We start from the raw sequence: 14,862 nt of genomic DNA on the forward strand, positions 1-14,862 counted from the left end.
CACAACGATTACGGCCACCAGCCCATGGATGCCAGCAAAGCGCGGCTTTGCGATGTCGTTCGCGAGACCGGCGCCAAGACGATCCATTATCTCTATGACTTCGGCGACAGCTGGGACCATGTGATCAAGCTCGAAAAATGGTTCGAGAACACCACGACGGAGGGACTTCCCTTCTTGCTCGAGGCCGCCGGTCGTTGTCCTCCGGAAGACGTCGGCGGTGCGCCGGGTTATGCCGAATACCTCGAAGCCATCAGAGACCCCGCCCATCCGGACCACGAACATATGCGCCTCTGGGGTCCGGAGCGGTTCGATCCCAACGTCGTCGACCGGAAGGCGCTCGAAGCCGCCGTCAACGCGTTGTCCGACACATGGAAACCGCGGCGACGCGCCACGCGAACAAAATAGGCGTCAAGCGCCATTCAAGAGGGCCGCAGAGCTCCGCTTACTTTGAAGCTAACGGCATCGTCGTTCGGAAGTCTGATGTTACAAAAGGATCAGGGGACCAGAGTTGTCTTGGCAAGCAATTCGGAATTGGGCCTTGCGGAATTCTAAGCAGTGCGGCGAGGTTCCCGTCGACATTGTGCACTATCGAGGAGACACGTGTTTTAGCCGTTCGTTAAAGAGTGAAGCGCATGTCACAGCTGGTTTCGCGCGCGAGTGGCGCAAGCAATATTGCAATTAATCGCTGCCCGTCGATCAACGTGCACGAATACTCTCCGCTCCTCGCGACCTTCGTCGAGGAAATTGTCGATTGGGACTTCCCGGATAGCGAGACGGCGCGCGGTGTTGCAATCAAAGTGCTGCCCAGTACGCGGCCGTACTTCATAGTTCAATACCGCGACCCAATGATCTCGTTGCGGAGATTTCGCGACACCGAGAACCGACATGGACGTTACCGGAATGTTATTATTCAAATGGAAACCGGCATCACCACGGTACGACCGTCGGGCCCGCTCGGTGCAATAATCGCGCGTTTCAAGCCGGAAGCCGCCGTGCACGTTCTTCGCGAACGCTTGCATTGTTTCGCGGACTCCAAGATCGACCTTGGCAACGTTTTCGACGCTCATGAAGTCGGGCTGCTTGAGGAGAGGGTATCGGAAGCACCGAGCAGCTCTGAGCGACTCGCGGCGGTAGCACAATTTCTCTGCGCTCATGCCTGTTCTCGCGAACCAGATCCCGTCGTATGCCAGGCGGTCGCCTGCCTGCGTCGTGATCCTTCGTTGCAGGTCGGGCGGCTCGCGGCAAAATTGGATGTGAGCGAGAGGCAACTTCTGCGCAAATTTCAAGCTCTATTCGGGGTGAGTCCAAAGCTATTCGCGCGGTCCGCACGCATAGAGAAGGTCTTGGCTGCGCGGCGAAATGGATCGAGATGGGCGGATATTGCCTATGGCTGCGGATTTGCGGATCAAGCGCACATGATAGGAGACTTCAACGCGGTCCTCGGTTCGTCGCCCGAACGCGCATTGCTGCCGGCTTCGGCCGAACAGCGTCGCATCGCGGACAAGGCGAGCGCCGCCGCCCCCATCGCGTACGACTATTTCCTGTGGTGACATCCGAATGCGGCGGCGGGCGACACGCGATGTCGCCGGCGAGTGACTGAACGCCGGCCTCATTCTCCGCTCGCTCCTGCAGTGGACAGGTGACTGGTTCGAAACGCGTTGTGCTCGCCAACATCTCGATCAAACTCGCCTGAGAATCTCAACACGGTCCAGAACGCGAGCCCTCCAAGGGCGCCGAGCAATCCGCAGTATATCAAAGGCGCGATATACCCGCTCCAGGTCGCGGAGCCGATCATCTCGGTTGTAACAATCGGCGCACTGCTGATCCATGAGTTGGCGTGGAACGCCGGGGACTGCGCCGGGTAGGACAAAAAGCCGGTCGCTACGGCCCCGATCAAGCCGCCGAAGAAAACGCACGCTCCGACGGTTAACCGTCTCCGCCACAGATAAACGAAGAAGAGCGGTAACCCGGCCGCAATCGCGTGACTGAGCGCAACAATCAATGTGAACGCGAACACCAGAGGGGCAAGCCTTGCTTCGTGCCAGATCGCTGTCATCACGACCGCCGGAGCGAGACCAGAAGAGAAGAGCGCCAGACCCACGGTTTCCGTGTGGCGAACCCATAAGGAGGTGCGGCGCACTTGGCCGGCCAATCTCGTGCTGTGGTGTGGTGTCGGCTGCGGGTAGGATTCGATCGTCACGTCCGAGCGAAGCGAATGATCGACAGTTGGCGTGTCACGCGGTGGTTGTATCGACGCGGTGCGCAGGGCATCGCTCTGATTTGTCGAAGAACGCATATGACGACCTCCACTTCATTTCTGCAGCATTCGGCCGACCACGATCGACCATGAGTCGTGCGGGACGGCTGATCTCATCATGTGCTGTGTGCTCCTTGGTGAATTGAAGAAATCGGACGCGCCTGTCAGCACGTCGAAGAGGCTCACCTGGCGCGGTCCGTGAGAGCGGCGAAGTCGCCGTGATCGTGACGCAAGATCGAGCTGGCTCGAGTGTTCTCTACGCTCGCGGCGTTCCGACAAGCGTGCTGGTCACCATTCGGGCGACAGGAGCGATCGCCGCAATGTCAGGGACGTGCGAGAGCGGTAGCTCTTGGCGGAAATCTCCAATCCCGCGTGCGAGGCCCTAGTTACAAAGGCAGCACGGATGGTCCTGCCTGAAAGCCGGCTTTCTACGGGTCGGCGATGCGCAACCATAGGGCATCAACATGGATGTAGACTCGGCTGAACTCGATGAAGCCGTAACGGCAAATCAGCTGAAGATTCGCGCTAGTCTTCGGCCGCGCTACGACTTCATCGTATGTGGATCCGGATCCGCGGGCTCGGTGGTCGCTAGGAGGCTGGCCGGGAATCCGGATATCTCGGTGCTGCTGATCGAGGCCGGCGGCAGCGACAGCACGCCGGAGGTGGAGATGGCAGCGGCTTGGCCGCTGAATTTGGGTAGCGCGCGAGATTGGGGTTTTACGGCCTTGCCCAATCCGCACCTCAATGGACGTGCGATCCCGATGAACATGGGCAAGGTGCTCGGCGGAGGATCAAGCATCAATGTCATGGTTTGGGCTCGTGGCCATAAGAGCGACTGGGATTACTTTGCTGCCGAATCCGGCGATCCCGCTTGGAGCTATGAGTCGGTTCTGGCGATCTACCGTGAAATCGAAAATTGGCAGGGCAGGCCAGATCCAGCACGACGCGGACGCGATGGTCTGCTGTACGTTGCGCCGCCGGTCGAGCCGAACCCCGTTGCAACCGCCATGCTCGGCGCCGCCGGCGAACTGGGCATAACTGTTTTCGACGATCATAACGGCCTCATGATGGAGGGCCCCGGTGGAGCTTCCTATGCGAACCTGTGCATTCGCGACGGCCGGCGGCAGTCAATTTTCAGATCCTACGCATACCCGATAATGAACCAGCCGAACCTTACTGTGCTGCCTGACACGCTGGTAAGGCGGGTGCTGTTTGAACGTGGCGCGGCAGCCGGTGTGGAGTGCCTCCTCGACGGTCAGAGCCGGCGCTTCCAAGCTTCGCAGGAAGTCGTCCTGTCTCTAGGGGCCATTAATACACCAAAGGTGCTGATGCAGTCCGGCATTGGCGACGCGGACGCGCTGGCAGCGCTCGACATCCCGGTGATCCAGCATCTTCCAGGAGTGGGTGCTAATTTTCAGGACCACATCATGGTCTCGAGTTGCATTTGGGAATATCCGGAGCCAATCGCTCCCCATGTCAATGGTGGCGAGCTCATCATCTTTGCCAAAAGCGCGGCAGAGCTGGAAAGTCCCGATATTCAACTGCTCCAGATGCAGTTCCCGGTCGTAACCCCCGAACTTGCGGCGCGCCAAACCGTGCCGGCCGGATCGTGGGGAATCTGCCCGGCGCTGGTGCGTCCGCGCAGCGTGGGCCGGCTGCGCCTGACGAGCGCCAGATGCGAAGATCCGATCCTGATCGACTCGCAGATACTTTCCCATCCCGCTGACCTGGTCGCTTTGCGGCGTTGCGTAGCGCTTGCCCGGGAAGTCGGCAACGCTCAGGCGCTTCGCAGCTTCGCAAAGCGTGAAGTCCTGCCGACCGAACTCGGTTCAGCAGCCATGGACGAGTTTATCCGCGACGGCGTGACGACGGTTTGGCATCAGAGTTGTACCGCAAAGATGGGACGGGATCACATGGCCGTTGTCGACAGCCGCCTCAAAGTCTACGGCGTCGAGCGCCTCCGTGTCGCCGACGCCTCCGTGATGCCGCGCACTACCTCGAGTAACACGATGGCCCCCAGCGTGATCATCGGCGAGCAGGCGGCGAGGGCGATCGTTCGTGAACGTAAACTGGCCTGTCCGGCGATCGCGCTCTTATGAGCCTGGCAAACGGATCAAATCAGCCGAAGCGATAGCCTCAGCCCAACACGACCAAGTGAAACTTGTGTCCGAAATATCCAATCGCTTGGTACCGCCAGGAACCAAACTGGTTCTCGAGAGGAGCTGTCTCAAACCGAGGGCACTCCGAGTCAGGTTCGGTACAGTCGTGGAGTGCGCGGCGGTTATAGGACGCGCGCCGGTGGCGTTGATCAAGGAGTAAAGGCATCCCGATCAGGTGCGTATGAGGGAGCCGTGATCGGAATTTCACGTAGCGTGGCGATGCGCTCGCCACGAACAACGACGGATGGAAATGCCGCGCCGTCAACAGGAGGCCGTTGTGTGGCGATGACGGCGTCAATATTCCAGAAGAAATTGGTCATCGTGCTGGCGACGAGACACGCCGAGATTCGACGAGAAGTGACCAACTATCTCGAAAGTTACAATATGCGTGTTGTCGCCGTTCAGGGCTGGCAACTCCTCTTGCAACAACTAACCTCTCTTACACCGAGCTTGGTCGTGCTCGATCTCGAGCCGAGTTGGGAGAACGACCTCGACATGCTGCGTGCGATCCGCGCTAACGACCTCGATATTCCCATCATCATCATAGGTGGCGCGGGGTGCAACGAAAGCTACCGCGCCGCTGTTCTGGACCTTGGTGCGGACGACTGCCTCACAAAGCCGGTCGGACTTAGAGAACTCGTGTCGCGCATACACGCGATACTGCGCAGGCGGAAAACGTCCTCCGTGCAGCCGACCGAAACGCGGAAGAAGAAGTTCTCCTACAGATTCGGCGATTGGAAACTTGACCTCCGCAGGAGGCGGCTGACAAATCCGAGTGGACGGTTGGTCAAGCTAAGCAAGGGTGACTATTCACTCTTGATTGCCTTTCTTGAAAGACCGCAACAGCTGCTCACCAGGTTGCAGTTAATACATGCGATCAGCAAGCATGAGAATCGAACGGACCGGAGCATCGATGTGGGCGTTTTGCGACTACGTCGAAAGCTGGAAGCCAACTCTGCGGGGACGTGTATCATCAAGACAGTGCGCGGCGTCGGTTATGTGTTCGATATGCTGGTCAAGCGCACTTGATCTGCACGAGAGCGTGCGTGGGGACGAGGCGGTTCTCAACACTGCCGGCGAGAGATCGACGGTGGATCCGTTAGCCGGCAATCGTTGAGGAGGTGTCGTCGAGTAAACCCAAGTCGTGTATATTACCGTCGTAATATCATCGTCATTCTCTTTATCAAAACGGCGGGCTATCATCTGCCGTACTATCGCAGGTGCGGATAGAGGATGAGCTATGCCGATCTTTCATCATGGCAATCAGACGTTGGCTTACGACGACACAGGGGGAAACGGCTCGGTGGTCGTGTTTAGCCATAGCTTCGGGATGAACGGCTCCATGTTCGCTCCGCAGTGCGATGCATTTCGGAGTCGATACCGTTGCATCACGTGGGATCAGCGAGGTCACGGCGGTAGCCTGACGGACCGAAACTTTACGTTCTGGGAATCGGCGGCGGACTGTCTCGCATTGCTGGACCATTTGAATATTCAGGCGGCTTCCTTTGTCGGTACCAGTCAGGGAGGATTTGTATCGCTCCGCATCGCTTTGTTGGCCCCGGATCGCGTGCGCTCGCTGGCCGTGCTCGGATCATCGGCGAGTGCGGAAGCGGAAGACCATAAAGCGAGCTACCTGCAGATGAATGCAGTATTCTCAGCTGCGGGCGAAAGCGGTCCACCTGATGAGATACTGGACGCTATGTCCTATATCTGCTTCAGCTCCAAGTCCGGGGCGGGTGGCTGGAGGGAGATTTGGCGTAGATGGCCGGTGCAGCAAGCTACTTTCGCACTTCAGGCACTTGTTCAGCGCGACGATCTGACGGATAGGTTGGGCGAAATCCGCGCGCCAACACTAGTGCTGCATGGAACGGCGGACCATTCCTACGCGGTATCGCATGGCGAAGCGATCGCCGATCGCGTCCCGGGCAGCGAGGGCTGTGTCGTCATCGAAGGTGGCGCACACTTTCTGAGCATCACCAACCCCGAGCCGATCAACGCCGCGCTAGAGCCATTTCTGTCCCGTCACGCCTCACGGCCCGTTTGACCTCACGCTGGACTCTGACGGCCGCGGCTCGAACGACAGATCCTCTATGAAGTTAGTCAATGGACGACGCGTTATTGTCCTCGCGAGCCATCGCTTCCAACCTCCGGCGGTCCACCTTGCTCAGAGCATTGAGCGGCAATGTCTCGAGCACCGTCAGAACCTCGGGAACTTTATAGGGCGCAAGATGCTTCGCCAAATTATGTAATATCTCGTCAACCACAGCGTCGCCGGCGCCTTCGATCAAAGTAATAAAGCCGACCACGCGCTGGCCCAGCGCCGGGTCTGGTTTGCCGACAACAGCTGCCGCTTTGACCGCCGGATGGCACGCAATCAGCGCTTCTTCAACTTCGATGGGTGAGATGTTCGTGCCGCTGCGAATGATAATATCCTTTTTGCGCGAGAGGAACCAAAGCTCGTTGCCTTCACCACGTCGCATCACATCGCCAGTGTGATACCAGCCATTCTTGAGGGTTTGCGCGGTTGCGACAGGATCGTCCCAGTACCTGACGAACACATTAGGCGCACGGATCAAGAGTTCGCCTGCCTCGCCAGGGGCGACATCCACTTCCTGATTGTCGACAAGCCGAATCTGTGCCTCATCGACGACGCGCATGTTAGGGCCTGGTGCCAACCCGAATGCGAGGTTGCCAACTGCCTCAGTTGCGTTCCAAAGATTATACAGGGGGGCGCCAAGAGTGGACGTAGCCTGTTCCTGAAGCTCAATCGGACAGGCATCGCCTCCAGTCGTACAGAACCGCAAAGACGACAAGTTCCTCGATCTTGAGCGTTGAGCCTTGATCAGGGCCGCGTATTGGGCGGGGAAGCCGAGCAGGCAAGTTCCGCGATAGTGCTCTACGTTATCAAGGACGGCATCAGCATCAAAGCCTTCCAGCAGGACGAACGGCGCGCCGCACCGAGCAAGAGCGAGCGACCGGAAGAGACCGCTGGCGTGCACCATGATCAACGATAGAATGACGACATCGTCGGCGGAGAGGCCCCCATGTTTGCAAATGAGGTCGGTTGCTGCCGCCAGCGTGTTGAGGGTGTGCGTGACGAACCGAGGTCGGCCGCTGGTCGTTCCGGATGTGTTGAGTAACACGGCTGGTTCATCGGAAGGTGGCGTCGGCAAATTCGTGAGGGAAGTTTCCCTCAGAACATTCCACTGCCGGTCGCGAGGAGCGCCGGCATCGACGAGTATACAGCTAGCTTGCGGGGGCGATTCGATGTCAAGTGACCTGACATTCTCGTAAAGTGAAGTCTGGCCAATGTAGAGCGCCGGCCGTAATCTCTGGAGGAGAGGCCCCAGCTCGGCCGATGTGAACGCGGTACGCAGTGGAGCGGCGATTGCTCCCAATCTGAAGCATGCGTAGTACGCAACCACAAGTTCGGGGCAGTTCGTCATATGAAGCGCGACACGATCGCCCTGTTTGACACCACGCGCGGCCAGACCACATGCAACGTGTTCGACTTCGGCGGCGAGCCGCCGATAGCGCCACACGTCTTCTTTGAAGACAAAGGCCGTATTTTCGGGACGCTCGCGCGCTTGATGAACCAACACTTCGGTAGGATTCAACGACATAAGCGGACTCCGAAATGTTGTGCTGTCGCGGGCGCCGAGTGTTCTCAGGGCGAATCATTGCTGCGCGCCGGTACAAAAGAGCTTGTACGGCTATTGATTAGCCGCGCTGCAGCGATGACAAAAACGACCGCACATGCGAGCATGACCGCATGGGCGTGCGCGAGCGGATCTACGCGAAGCACCAGCGCTATGAGAGGCGGAGTGGTCCCGCTAAATACGGCATAGGCGACATTGTATGAGAAGGCGACACCGGTGTAGCGCACCGCCGGAGGAAAGCTTTGCACGAACATCGACGGTATACCCGCTATGACCCCGACAGAAGTGCTGGCCAGCGCATAAAGGGCGAATAGCTTGTCCGGATGTTGGGCGAGTTGAGTGAAGAAGATATAGACGCAAGCCGCCAAGACGGGCGTGCCCCCGATCAAGAGTAAATCGACACCCAATATGTTTGCCAGCAGTCCACAGCAGATGCAGCTCACACCAAGGCAGGCTGTTGCCAGACTGACGGCTTGGAACGACTTACTGATACCGATTGAGTAGTTGGTTTGGAGCAGAGTGGGGGTCATGACGAACATGACTACGATCGTCACCGCGGAGAGTGACGTCAGTGCTGCGGAAGCAACAACACCACGTAAATGTCTGCGAAGCACGATCCTCAGAGGCAGCTCGGTGGCGAGCTTTCCTTCGCGTTGCAGCGCACGAAACACGGGGGTTTCAACCAACGAGCGACGCACGTATGCCGCTATAATCGCGATAATCGCGCCGGCGAAAAACGGGAGCCGCCATCCGAAAGCCAGAATCTCTGCAGGCTTGTAAAACCGAGTTAATGTCACTCCAGCCACTGCTGCGAGAAGATTGCCCATCGAGAGAGCGCCGCTCAACACGCTGCAAGCGAAGCCAACGCGATGCGCAGCGACCTGTTCGGCCACAAATGTCCAAGCGCCCGGTAGCTCACCGCCCATCGCAACGCCTTGGATTATCCGCATCGTCAACAATATGATCGGTGCGACGCTGCCAATAGTTGCGTAGGTTGGCGCGCAGGCAATACCCAGGGTGGCAGCGGACATCAGCATCATGCTGAAGACAAACGTCCGCTTCCTGCCAAGTAAATCACCGTAATGGGCCAGGACGAGGCCCCCGAGAGGTCGTGCCAAATTGCCAGCGGCGAAGATGCCAAACGTCTGCGTGATAGCTAACCATTCGGGCATTTGGGGAGGGAAGAACAATTGTCCTATGACTCTTGCGAACAACGCGAACACAATGAAATCATAGTTCTCCAGAACACCGCCTAGTGCGGCAAGCACCAATGCCCGGTATTTGCTCTCATTGGTGAGGTTCAGCGATTCTGACGCGCTCATCTATTCCCATCCAACTGTTGTCGATCGTGCGTTTTCTGGTGATTGGGGGACAGATCGAATTGCATTCAGCGTTCGCTTTTATCGTCACTGGTGGAAAGAACTACGGTCCACTCAGTTACGGCGGTGATAATCCCGCGGGAATTGCGTTACAGCTGTGTTCTGGCGCGACTTCGGGCGCAGGCCGGCTGGGCTAATTCCAGCGATGCTTGTGTTGCAAATGCTCTGCTCGCGAACGATCGCAAGTCAGAGAGATCATGCGGCTGCTTTGCACTCGTGAGTGCAAGCGTTGAGCTTGTAGAGCGTCTCGATCTTGAGTGATGGTGGCTGAGCCACTGGCCGAGAGCGGCGTCTCTACGCCTCGGCATCGGCGACAAGGAATCCGTTTCGAAATCCGGTGCCATTCGAGTTGATCAGGTCGGGAGGGAGCGGTTTTTAGGACCCCGACAACACGGCCGTCAGGCCTCCGTCTACGCATAGTATCTGGCCGGTGATGTGTTTGCCTGCATCGCTGGCAAACAGCAAGGTGGCGCCCTTCAGATCGTCCTCATCACCAATACGCTGAAGCGGCACGTTGGCGGTGAGCTTGCTGATGCCGATTTGATCGATTGTGCCCTTCGTCATTTTCGACGGGAACATCCCGGGGGCCAACGCATTGACCGTGATTACGTAGCGGCCCCATCCCCCAGCAAGCGATCTTGTAAAATTGACGACGGCGCCTTTGCTGGTGTCATACGCGATCGTCTGGATCTCGCCCGTGCTGCCACGCAGGCCGGCTATTGACGCCAAGTTGATGATACGGCCGTATCGGTTGGGTATCATCGAACGTTTTCCAATTTGCTGACTGAGAAGGAATAGTGACCGGACATTCAGGTTCATCACCTTGTCCCACGCTTCGATAGGGTGATCTTCCGTTTTGGCACCCCAGGTCGCACCCGCATTGTTCACCAATATGTCGACCCGACCGAGCCGTTCGATGCTTTGCTCGACGAGCCGTGTAATGTCCTCTTCCTTGGAGTTGTCTGCGGCAATCCAGTCAACAACGATTCCGCGTTGCTTGAGATGCTCAGCTGCGGTTTCAAGGTCTGCAGCCTTGCGGGATGACAATATGATATCGGCACCTTGTTCGCCCAGCGCCTCGGCAATTTGCAACCCAAGTCCGCGGGACCCTCCGGTCACGAGCGCTTTCTTGCCGGTCAGGTCAAACAAGCCTTTCAAACTGGCCATCGTGTTCTCCAAGGGTTGGTTGGGCGGCATCGATTCATCCGCCGCCTTCGAATGTCATCTCGGGCGCGGCTGATCCGTTGATCGACCCCTGCGAACGCTCGAACGCGCTTGATGAGAGGCGACAACAGATTTTCGCGATTGACATCGCAAGTATTTAGCTTACTGTCCAGTCAGAAACTTATCATGTTTGGAAAAATGTAAGTCAGAGCAGCATGTTAAAAGGCATAGCGTTTCTAGCGCTGTGCTCCCGCTGGCGCGGGCCTGTTGTGCTGGTGACCACTGGAGCTCAAGGATGGTGCGCGTGAGCGAATGCGATCTGGTGGTCTTTGGTGCAAGCGGCTTCACGGGGCGCTTGGTCGCCGAATACGTCGCTGCACGATACGGAAATCAACTCAAGTGGGGAATGGCGGGGCGCGACGTCGGCAAACTTGCGTCGGTGCGCGATGAAATTGGTGCCCCCAAGGATGTGCTTCTTATACCGGCAGACTCCTCCGACGAGGATTCGCTGCAAGCGCTGGTCCGAAGTACGCGCGCCGTTATTTCTACGGTAGGACCATTCCAGCTCTATGGATCGAAACTGGTCGCGGCATGCTCGCGTACGGGTACCGACTATCTCGATCTCAGCGGCGAAACGGTGTGGATGAGGAACATGATCGATGCTCACCAAGATGACGCGAGATCGAGCGGTGCGCGTATCGTGTTCTCCTGCGGCTTCGATTCAGTTCCGTTCGAACTTGGGGTGTACGTCCTGCAGAGCGCGGCAAGAGATGCATGGGGCGCGCCTGCGGAGAGTGTGAAGGGATGCGTTCGTCGAATGAAGGGCACATTCTCTGGTGGAACGGCGGCTAGTTCAAAAGCCACGATGGCCGCGGCCAAGGAAGATCCAAACGTATTGGCGCAGCTTAAGGATCCGTTCCTTCTGACGCCGGGCTTTGTGGGTCCGGCACAGCCGCATGGGATGAAGGTCGAAATGGACGAGGACCTCGGTGCGTGGGTGGCGCCTTTCGTCATGTCGACCATCAATACTCGGAACGTCCACCGTTCAAATGCGCTGATGGGGCATCCATATGGAACCGATTTTGTCTACAAAGAGATGATCGTTGCGGGTAGGGGGAGCGAGGGGCAGGCGGAAGCCGCGCGGATCGTTGAAGAGAACAAGACCCTCAGCGGCGCGAATAGCCTGAAACCCGGCGAAGGGCCGTCAAAGACCGAACGAGAAGCGGGATGCTATGACATTCTTTTCCTCGGACATAACAAAGATCACGGCAGGATCTCCGTCGTGGTGCGTGGCGATAGGGATCCAGGCTACGGTTCGACGTCCAAGATGATCGCTGAATGCGCGCTCTGCCTCTTGCAAGATAGTCCCGACGTTCCGCCATGCATCTGGACACCTGGCGCCGCGATGCGGGAAAAGCTCGTAACGCGATTAAGCAGGAACGCCGGCGTTACTTTCGAAGTCGAGCGGATCGACCACGCGCGCTGATATTCAGCCAGGGGTAGGGGACGTATTCAAGAAGGCAGGCGACCTGTAATGATGCATTCTTCCTGAACGCATGCTCTGCACAAAGTCTCCACGGGAGCGATGTGGAGGCGTTCCTGATAAACTCTGGGTTCCTCTCTCCCAGACTTGCCCGAGATGGATCATCTCGGGCATTTTTTTCCAGCGCGAACGGCATTGTGTCAGATTAGCAGCTTGATGGCTGTGAGGCTGAAGACTGCCACGAACAGGCAAGCCAGCGCTCCGACAAGCGCGGGACGAAATCCTCTGGTCCTCAATCTAGCCAGGTCTGTGTGCATTCCCATCGCAGCCAGAGCCGCCGTCAGTAGAAACGTCGTCAGGATCATGAGGTGCGATTTCAACTCGGCGGAGATCGCAACCAAACTGTTGATTCCGACCGCTACGATGAAGCCAACTACGAACCAAGGGATCGCGGAAGCGCGCAACGTTCGGGTCGAGATGTTTCGGTTTCCCGCATCGCGCCTGGCCAGAAAGTCCAGGCCAATGACGAGCGGCGCGAGCATCATCACGCGCGATAATTTTGCGACAGTTCCCATTTCGCCGGCGACCTGGCTTTCGCCGAAGGAGGCGGCGACGACTTGGGCAATCTCGTGAATGGAGGCTCCGGCCCAGAATCCAAATTCGCTGGAGTTGAGATGCAGCAGTCCGGGTAGAACCGGATAAGCAAACATCGCGATTGTCCCGTAGATGGTGACGCACGCTACGGCATAAGTCACATCTTCTTCCTCTCCGCCCACAACTGCGTTGGCCGCAACGACCGCAGACGCACCGCACACAGCTGTCCCCGCCGCGATCAACTGGGCTAATCTCGCTTCCACCTTTAGAACCCGCGCCAGCCGAACGGTGAAGACGAAGGTGAACCCCAATGTCGCCGCCAGAATAAGCAGGCCGATGACGCCTAGTTGCGCGACTTCAGTGAAGGTGAGTTGCAGGCCGAGCAGGATGATGGCGAGCCTGAGTAACCGGCGCTGACTAAACTCAAGTCCGGCATCCATCCAATTCGGCAACTTTGTCGTGTGATGGAGCGTGACGCCGAGCAGCACTGCGGGCATCATCGGGCTGATGGCCGACAATAGGGGAAGTTTATGCAAGCCAAATGCCGCGACTGCAATCGATAACGTGAGGACTAGGCCTGGCGCGAGCCGAAGGGCGCTATCGACCAGCAATCTGAGTGAGACGACAGAGTGGTGAGGCGCCTTGAGCGCCTTCGGGCGGCGGGGCACGTCCAACATGTCTAGCCTTGTCGTGCATGATTGTTCATGGCGAAACGCGAGAACCGTCGCCAAGGTGGGACGGCTCCCGGTTCGATCGGATTCTGCGAACAGGGGGAACTCAGGCTATCCGAATTGTCACCACCTCTCGGCGTAAGGCCGGAGCTCGTAGTTGAAGGACCATGCCGACCGAGGTTGATGAGCGATATGCCAAATCTCGTCCGCAATAGTGACGGGATCGGCGAAGAACTCGTCTGGCTTGTCGTGGAACATCTTGCGTGCCCACGGCACATTGATGATCGCATCGATCATCAAGAATGAAACGTGGACACCTCGGGGGCCACAGTACCGCGCGATCGATTCCGACAGAATGCGCTGGGCCGCTTTGGAAGGAGCGAATGCGGCGTAGCTGTCGATCCCGCGATAAGCCGACGTATTGCCAGTCGCGATGATGACGCCTTTCTGCGCGTTTATCATCGCGGGAGCTACCGCGCGCGCGAGATAAAGCATTCCCATCGTATTGACCCTGAAGTTGGTCTCCAGCGCTGCGGGGTCGACTTCGAGGAAGTTGCCGAATGTTCCGCCAATCGCGTTGTGGATGGCGATAGTCGGTGCGCCGAATTCGCGTGTGATCTTGGCCACGGTCTCGTTGACCTGGGCCTCGCTGGTGACGTCGCAGATATGGGCGGAAGCGTCAGGCAGCTCCGTCTGAAGCTTGGGAATGCGCTTTTCGGAGCGCGCGATGAGTGCGACGTGATAGTCGCCGCGGGAGAAGCGGCGAGCCAAAGCGCTACCCGTTCCCGGACCTACCCCGGTAATGATGCAAACTGGTTTCTTCATGATCATGCCTGTGCGTTTGCTGAGGCTTCAACAAATGGAAGCCGGTCGTTGCCAAAGAAGATCTCGTCCCCAACTCGGAATGTTGGTAGGCCGAACAGGCCCTTTTCCAGTGCGGATGCATTGCGAGCCTTGAGCTCCTCGAACGTTTCTTCCGTGTTCATCAGCTCAACGATCTGATCCCCTGGAAGGTCGTTGTTTCTGAGAAAGTCTTTGAGAATGGTAGCGTCGCCGAGATTGAGTGACTGCCGGTACAGGCCGTCGAACACCTTGGGTACGAAGTCGGCAATGACACCGAGCTTGATTGCTGCAATTGCCGCGCGCAAAAGAAAGCTGAGATCGATATGCCGGAAGTGCGGATTGAACTCCCAGCCGATGCCGTATCTCTTCACCCACCGCTGCAAGTCGGCTTTGACGTACTGCTTCTTGGGTTTGCACTCGATACTCGTTGGGCTGTTGCCAACTGCCTTCATTAGATCGATCACGCTGGTAGGCATGAAGATGATCGAGTGTCCGGTGCCCGCCGCGAGCTTCTTGAGTTGCGACTGAGCGAGGTAGCTGTAGGGGCTACCGAAGTCGAAATAGAATTCGATTTGTTTGCCCATCCTTGGTCCTTTTGCCTCGTCTGGTGTCGTCAAGATTCCGCTTTTTGGCTGGAGTTCTTGCCTTTTTCT

The 14,862-nt window shown here is 57.8% G+C and carries 13 protein-coding genes; 6 read left to right on the forward strand and 7 right to left on the reverse strand.

Features of this window, described 5'->3' with window-relative positions:
- A partial coding sequence (locus tag K288_RS46830) for a plasmid pRiA4b ORF-3 family protein (RefSeq protein ID WP_043160987.1) occupies nt 1-405 on the forward strand: 405 nt, incomplete at its 5' end.
- Nucleotides 406-632: 227 nt separating this feature from the next.
- The gene (locus K288_RS49755) at nt 633-1,550 is read left to right on the forward strand and encodes an AraC family transcriptional regulator (protein ID WP_027582658.1); all 918 of its coding nucleotides are present in this window, start codon (nt 633-635) and stop codon (nt 1,548-1,550) included.
- A 59-nt stretch (nt 1,551-1,609) separates the two neighbouring features.
- On the opposite strand, the gene K288_RS0128680 is transcribed toward K288_RS49755, so the two are convergent.
- Nucleotides 1,610-2,296, reverse strand: a complete 687-nt coding sequence (locus K288_RS0128680) for a hypothetical protein (RefSeq protein WP_152535721.1) — start codon at nt 2,294-2,296, stop codon at nt 1,610-1,612.
- A gap of 425 nt (nt 2,297-2,721) precedes the next feature.
- On the opposite strand from K288_RS0128680, the gene K288_RS46840 reads away from it, so the two are divergent.
- The 3 genes from K288_RS46840 (at nt 2,722) to K288_RS0128695 (ending at nt 6,460) form a co-directional block, all read left to right on the forward strand.
- The gene (locus K288_RS46840) at nt 2,722-4,356 is read left to right on the forward strand and encodes a GMC family oxidoreductase N-terminal domain-containing protein (RefSeq protein WP_043160989.1); all 1,635 of its coding nucleotides are present in this window, start codon (nt 2,722-2,724) and stop codon (nt 4,354-4,356) included.
- Between the two features lie 345 nt (nt 4,357-4,701).
- Nucleotides 4,702-5,445, forward strand: a complete 744-nt coding sequence (locus K288_RS46845; RefSeq protein WP_051334786.1) for a winged helix-turn-helix domain-containing protein — start codon at nt 4,702-4,704, stop codon at nt 5,443-5,445.
- A 211-nt stretch (nt 5,446-5,656) separates the two neighbouring features.
- Nucleotides 5,657-6,460 (forward strand): alpha/beta hydrolase, encoded by an 804-nt coding sequence (locus tag K288_RS0128695; protein ID WP_027582660.1) that lies wholly within the window; start codon nt 5,657-5,659, stop codon nt 6,458-6,460.
- A 52-nt stretch (nt 6,461-6,512) separates the two neighbouring features.
- Here the strand turns inward: K288_RS0128695 and K288_RS0128700 are convergent, their stop codons facing one another.
- The 3 genes from K288_RS0128700 to K288_RS0128710 all read right to left on the reverse strand — a co-directional run bounded on the left by K288_RS0128700 (nt 6,513) and on the right by K288_RS0128710 (nt 10,621).
- The gene (locus K288_RS0128700) at nt 6,513-8,039 is read right to left on the reverse strand and encodes a class I adenylate-forming enzyme family protein (RefSeq protein ID WP_027582661.1); all 1,527 of its coding nucleotides are present in this window, start codon (nt 8,037-8,039) and stop codon (nt 6,513-6,515) included.
- 44 nt (nt 8,040-8,083) lie between these two features.
- A complete protein-coding gene (locus tag K288_RS46850) occupies nt 8,084-9,397 on the reverse strand; it encodes an MFS transporter (RefSeq protein ID WP_051334787.1) in 1,314 nt (437 codons plus the stop codon).
- A gap of 432 nt (nt 9,398-9,829) precedes the next feature.
- The gene (locus K288_RS0128710) at nt 9,830-10,621 is read right to left on the reverse strand and encodes an SDR family oxidoreductase (protein ID WP_027582662.1); all 792 of its coding nucleotides are present in this window, start codon (nt 10,619-10,621) and stop codon (nt 9,830-9,832) included.
- A 295-nt stretch (nt 10,622-10,916) separates the two neighbouring features.
- Here K288_RS0128710 and K288_RS0128715 point away from each other — a divergent pair, with 295 nt between their 5' ends.
- A complete protein-coding gene (locus K288_RS0128715) occupies nt 10,917-12,104 on the forward strand; it encodes a saccharopine dehydrogenase NADP-binding domain-containing protein (RefSeq protein WP_201449743.1) in 1,188 nt (395 codons plus the stop codon).
- A 197-nt stretch (nt 12,105-12,301) separates the two neighbouring features.
- Here K288_RS0128715 and K288_RS0128720 read toward each other — a convergent pair whose 3' ends face one another.
- From K288_RS0128720 to K288_RS0128730, 3 genes are all read right to left on the reverse strand, one after another.
- Entirely contained in the window at nt 12,302-13,426 is a 1,125-nt protein-coding gene (locus tag K288_RS0128720; protein ID WP_244443290.1) for a putative sulfate exporter family transporter, read from the reverse strand.
- Between the two features lie 63 nt (nt 13,427-13,489).
- Nucleotides 13,490-14,191: an SDR family NAD(P)-dependent oxidoreductase gene (locus tag K288_RS0128725; protein ID WP_027582665.1), complete on the reverse strand. Its 702-nt coding sequence runs from the start codon at nt 14,189-14,191 to the stop codon at nt 13,490-13,492.
- Between the two features lie 2 nt (nt 14,192-14,193).
- The gene (locus tag K288_RS0128730) at nt 14,194-14,793 is read right to left on the reverse strand and encodes a 2-hydroxychromene-2-carboxylate isomerase (RefSeq protein ID WP_027582666.1); all 600 of its coding nucleotides are present in this window, start codon (nt 14,791-14,793) and stop codon (nt 14,194-14,196) included.
- Nucleotides 14,794-14,862 lie beyond the last annotated feature (69 nt).

The sequence above is a fragment of the Bradyrhizobium sp. Ai1a-2 genome (genome assembly GCF_000426245.1).
GTDB lineage: Bacteria > Pseudomonadota > Alphaproteobacteria > Rhizobiales > Xanthobacteraceae > Bradyrhizobium.

What these genes read in the sequence shown, in the direction of transcription:
- K288_RS46850 (WP_051334787.1), bottom strand. Translation starts at nt 9,397, where the DNA reads ATGAGCGCGTCAGAATCGCTGAACCTCACCAATGAGAGCAAATACCGG.
- K288_RS46845 (WP_051334786.1), top strand. Translation starts at nt 4,702, where the DNA reads ATGACGGCGTCAATATTCCAGAAGAAATTGGTCATCGTGCTGGCGACG.
- K288_RS0128700 (WP_027582661.1), bottom strand. Translation starts at nt 8,039, where the DNA reads ATGTCGTTGAATCCTACCGAAGTGTTGGTTCATCAAGCGCGCGAGCGT.
- K288_RS0128680 (WP_152535721.1), bottom strand. Translation starts at nt 2,296, where the DNA reads ATGCGTTCTTCGACAAATCAGAGCGATGCCCTGCGCACCGCGTCGATA.
- K288_RS46840 (WP_043160989.1), top strand. Translation starts at nt 2,722, where the DNA reads ATGGATGTAGACTCGGCTGAACTCGATGAAGCCGTAACGGCAAATCAG.
- K288_RS0128725 (WP_027582665.1), bottom strand. Translation starts at nt 14,191, where the DNA reads ATGAAGAAACCAGTTTGCATCATTACCGGGGTAGGTCCGGGAACGGGT.
- K288_RS49755 (WP_027582658.1), top strand. Translation starts at nt 633, where the DNA reads ATGTCACAGCTGGTTTCGCGCGCGAGTGGCGCAAGCAATATTGCAATT.
- K288_RS0128730 (WP_027582666.1), bottom strand. Translation starts at nt 14,793, where the DNA reads ATGGGCAAACAAATCGAATTCTATTTCGACTTCGGTAGCCCCTACAGC.
- K288_RS0128710 (WP_027582662.1), bottom strand. Translation starts at nt 10,621, where the DNA reads ATGGCCAGTTTGAAAGGCTTGTTTGACCTGACCGGCAAGAAAGCGCTC.
- K288_RS0128695 (WP_027582660.1), top strand. Translation starts at nt 5,657, where the DNA reads ATGCCGATCTTTCATCATGGCAATCAGACGTTGGCTTACGACGACACA.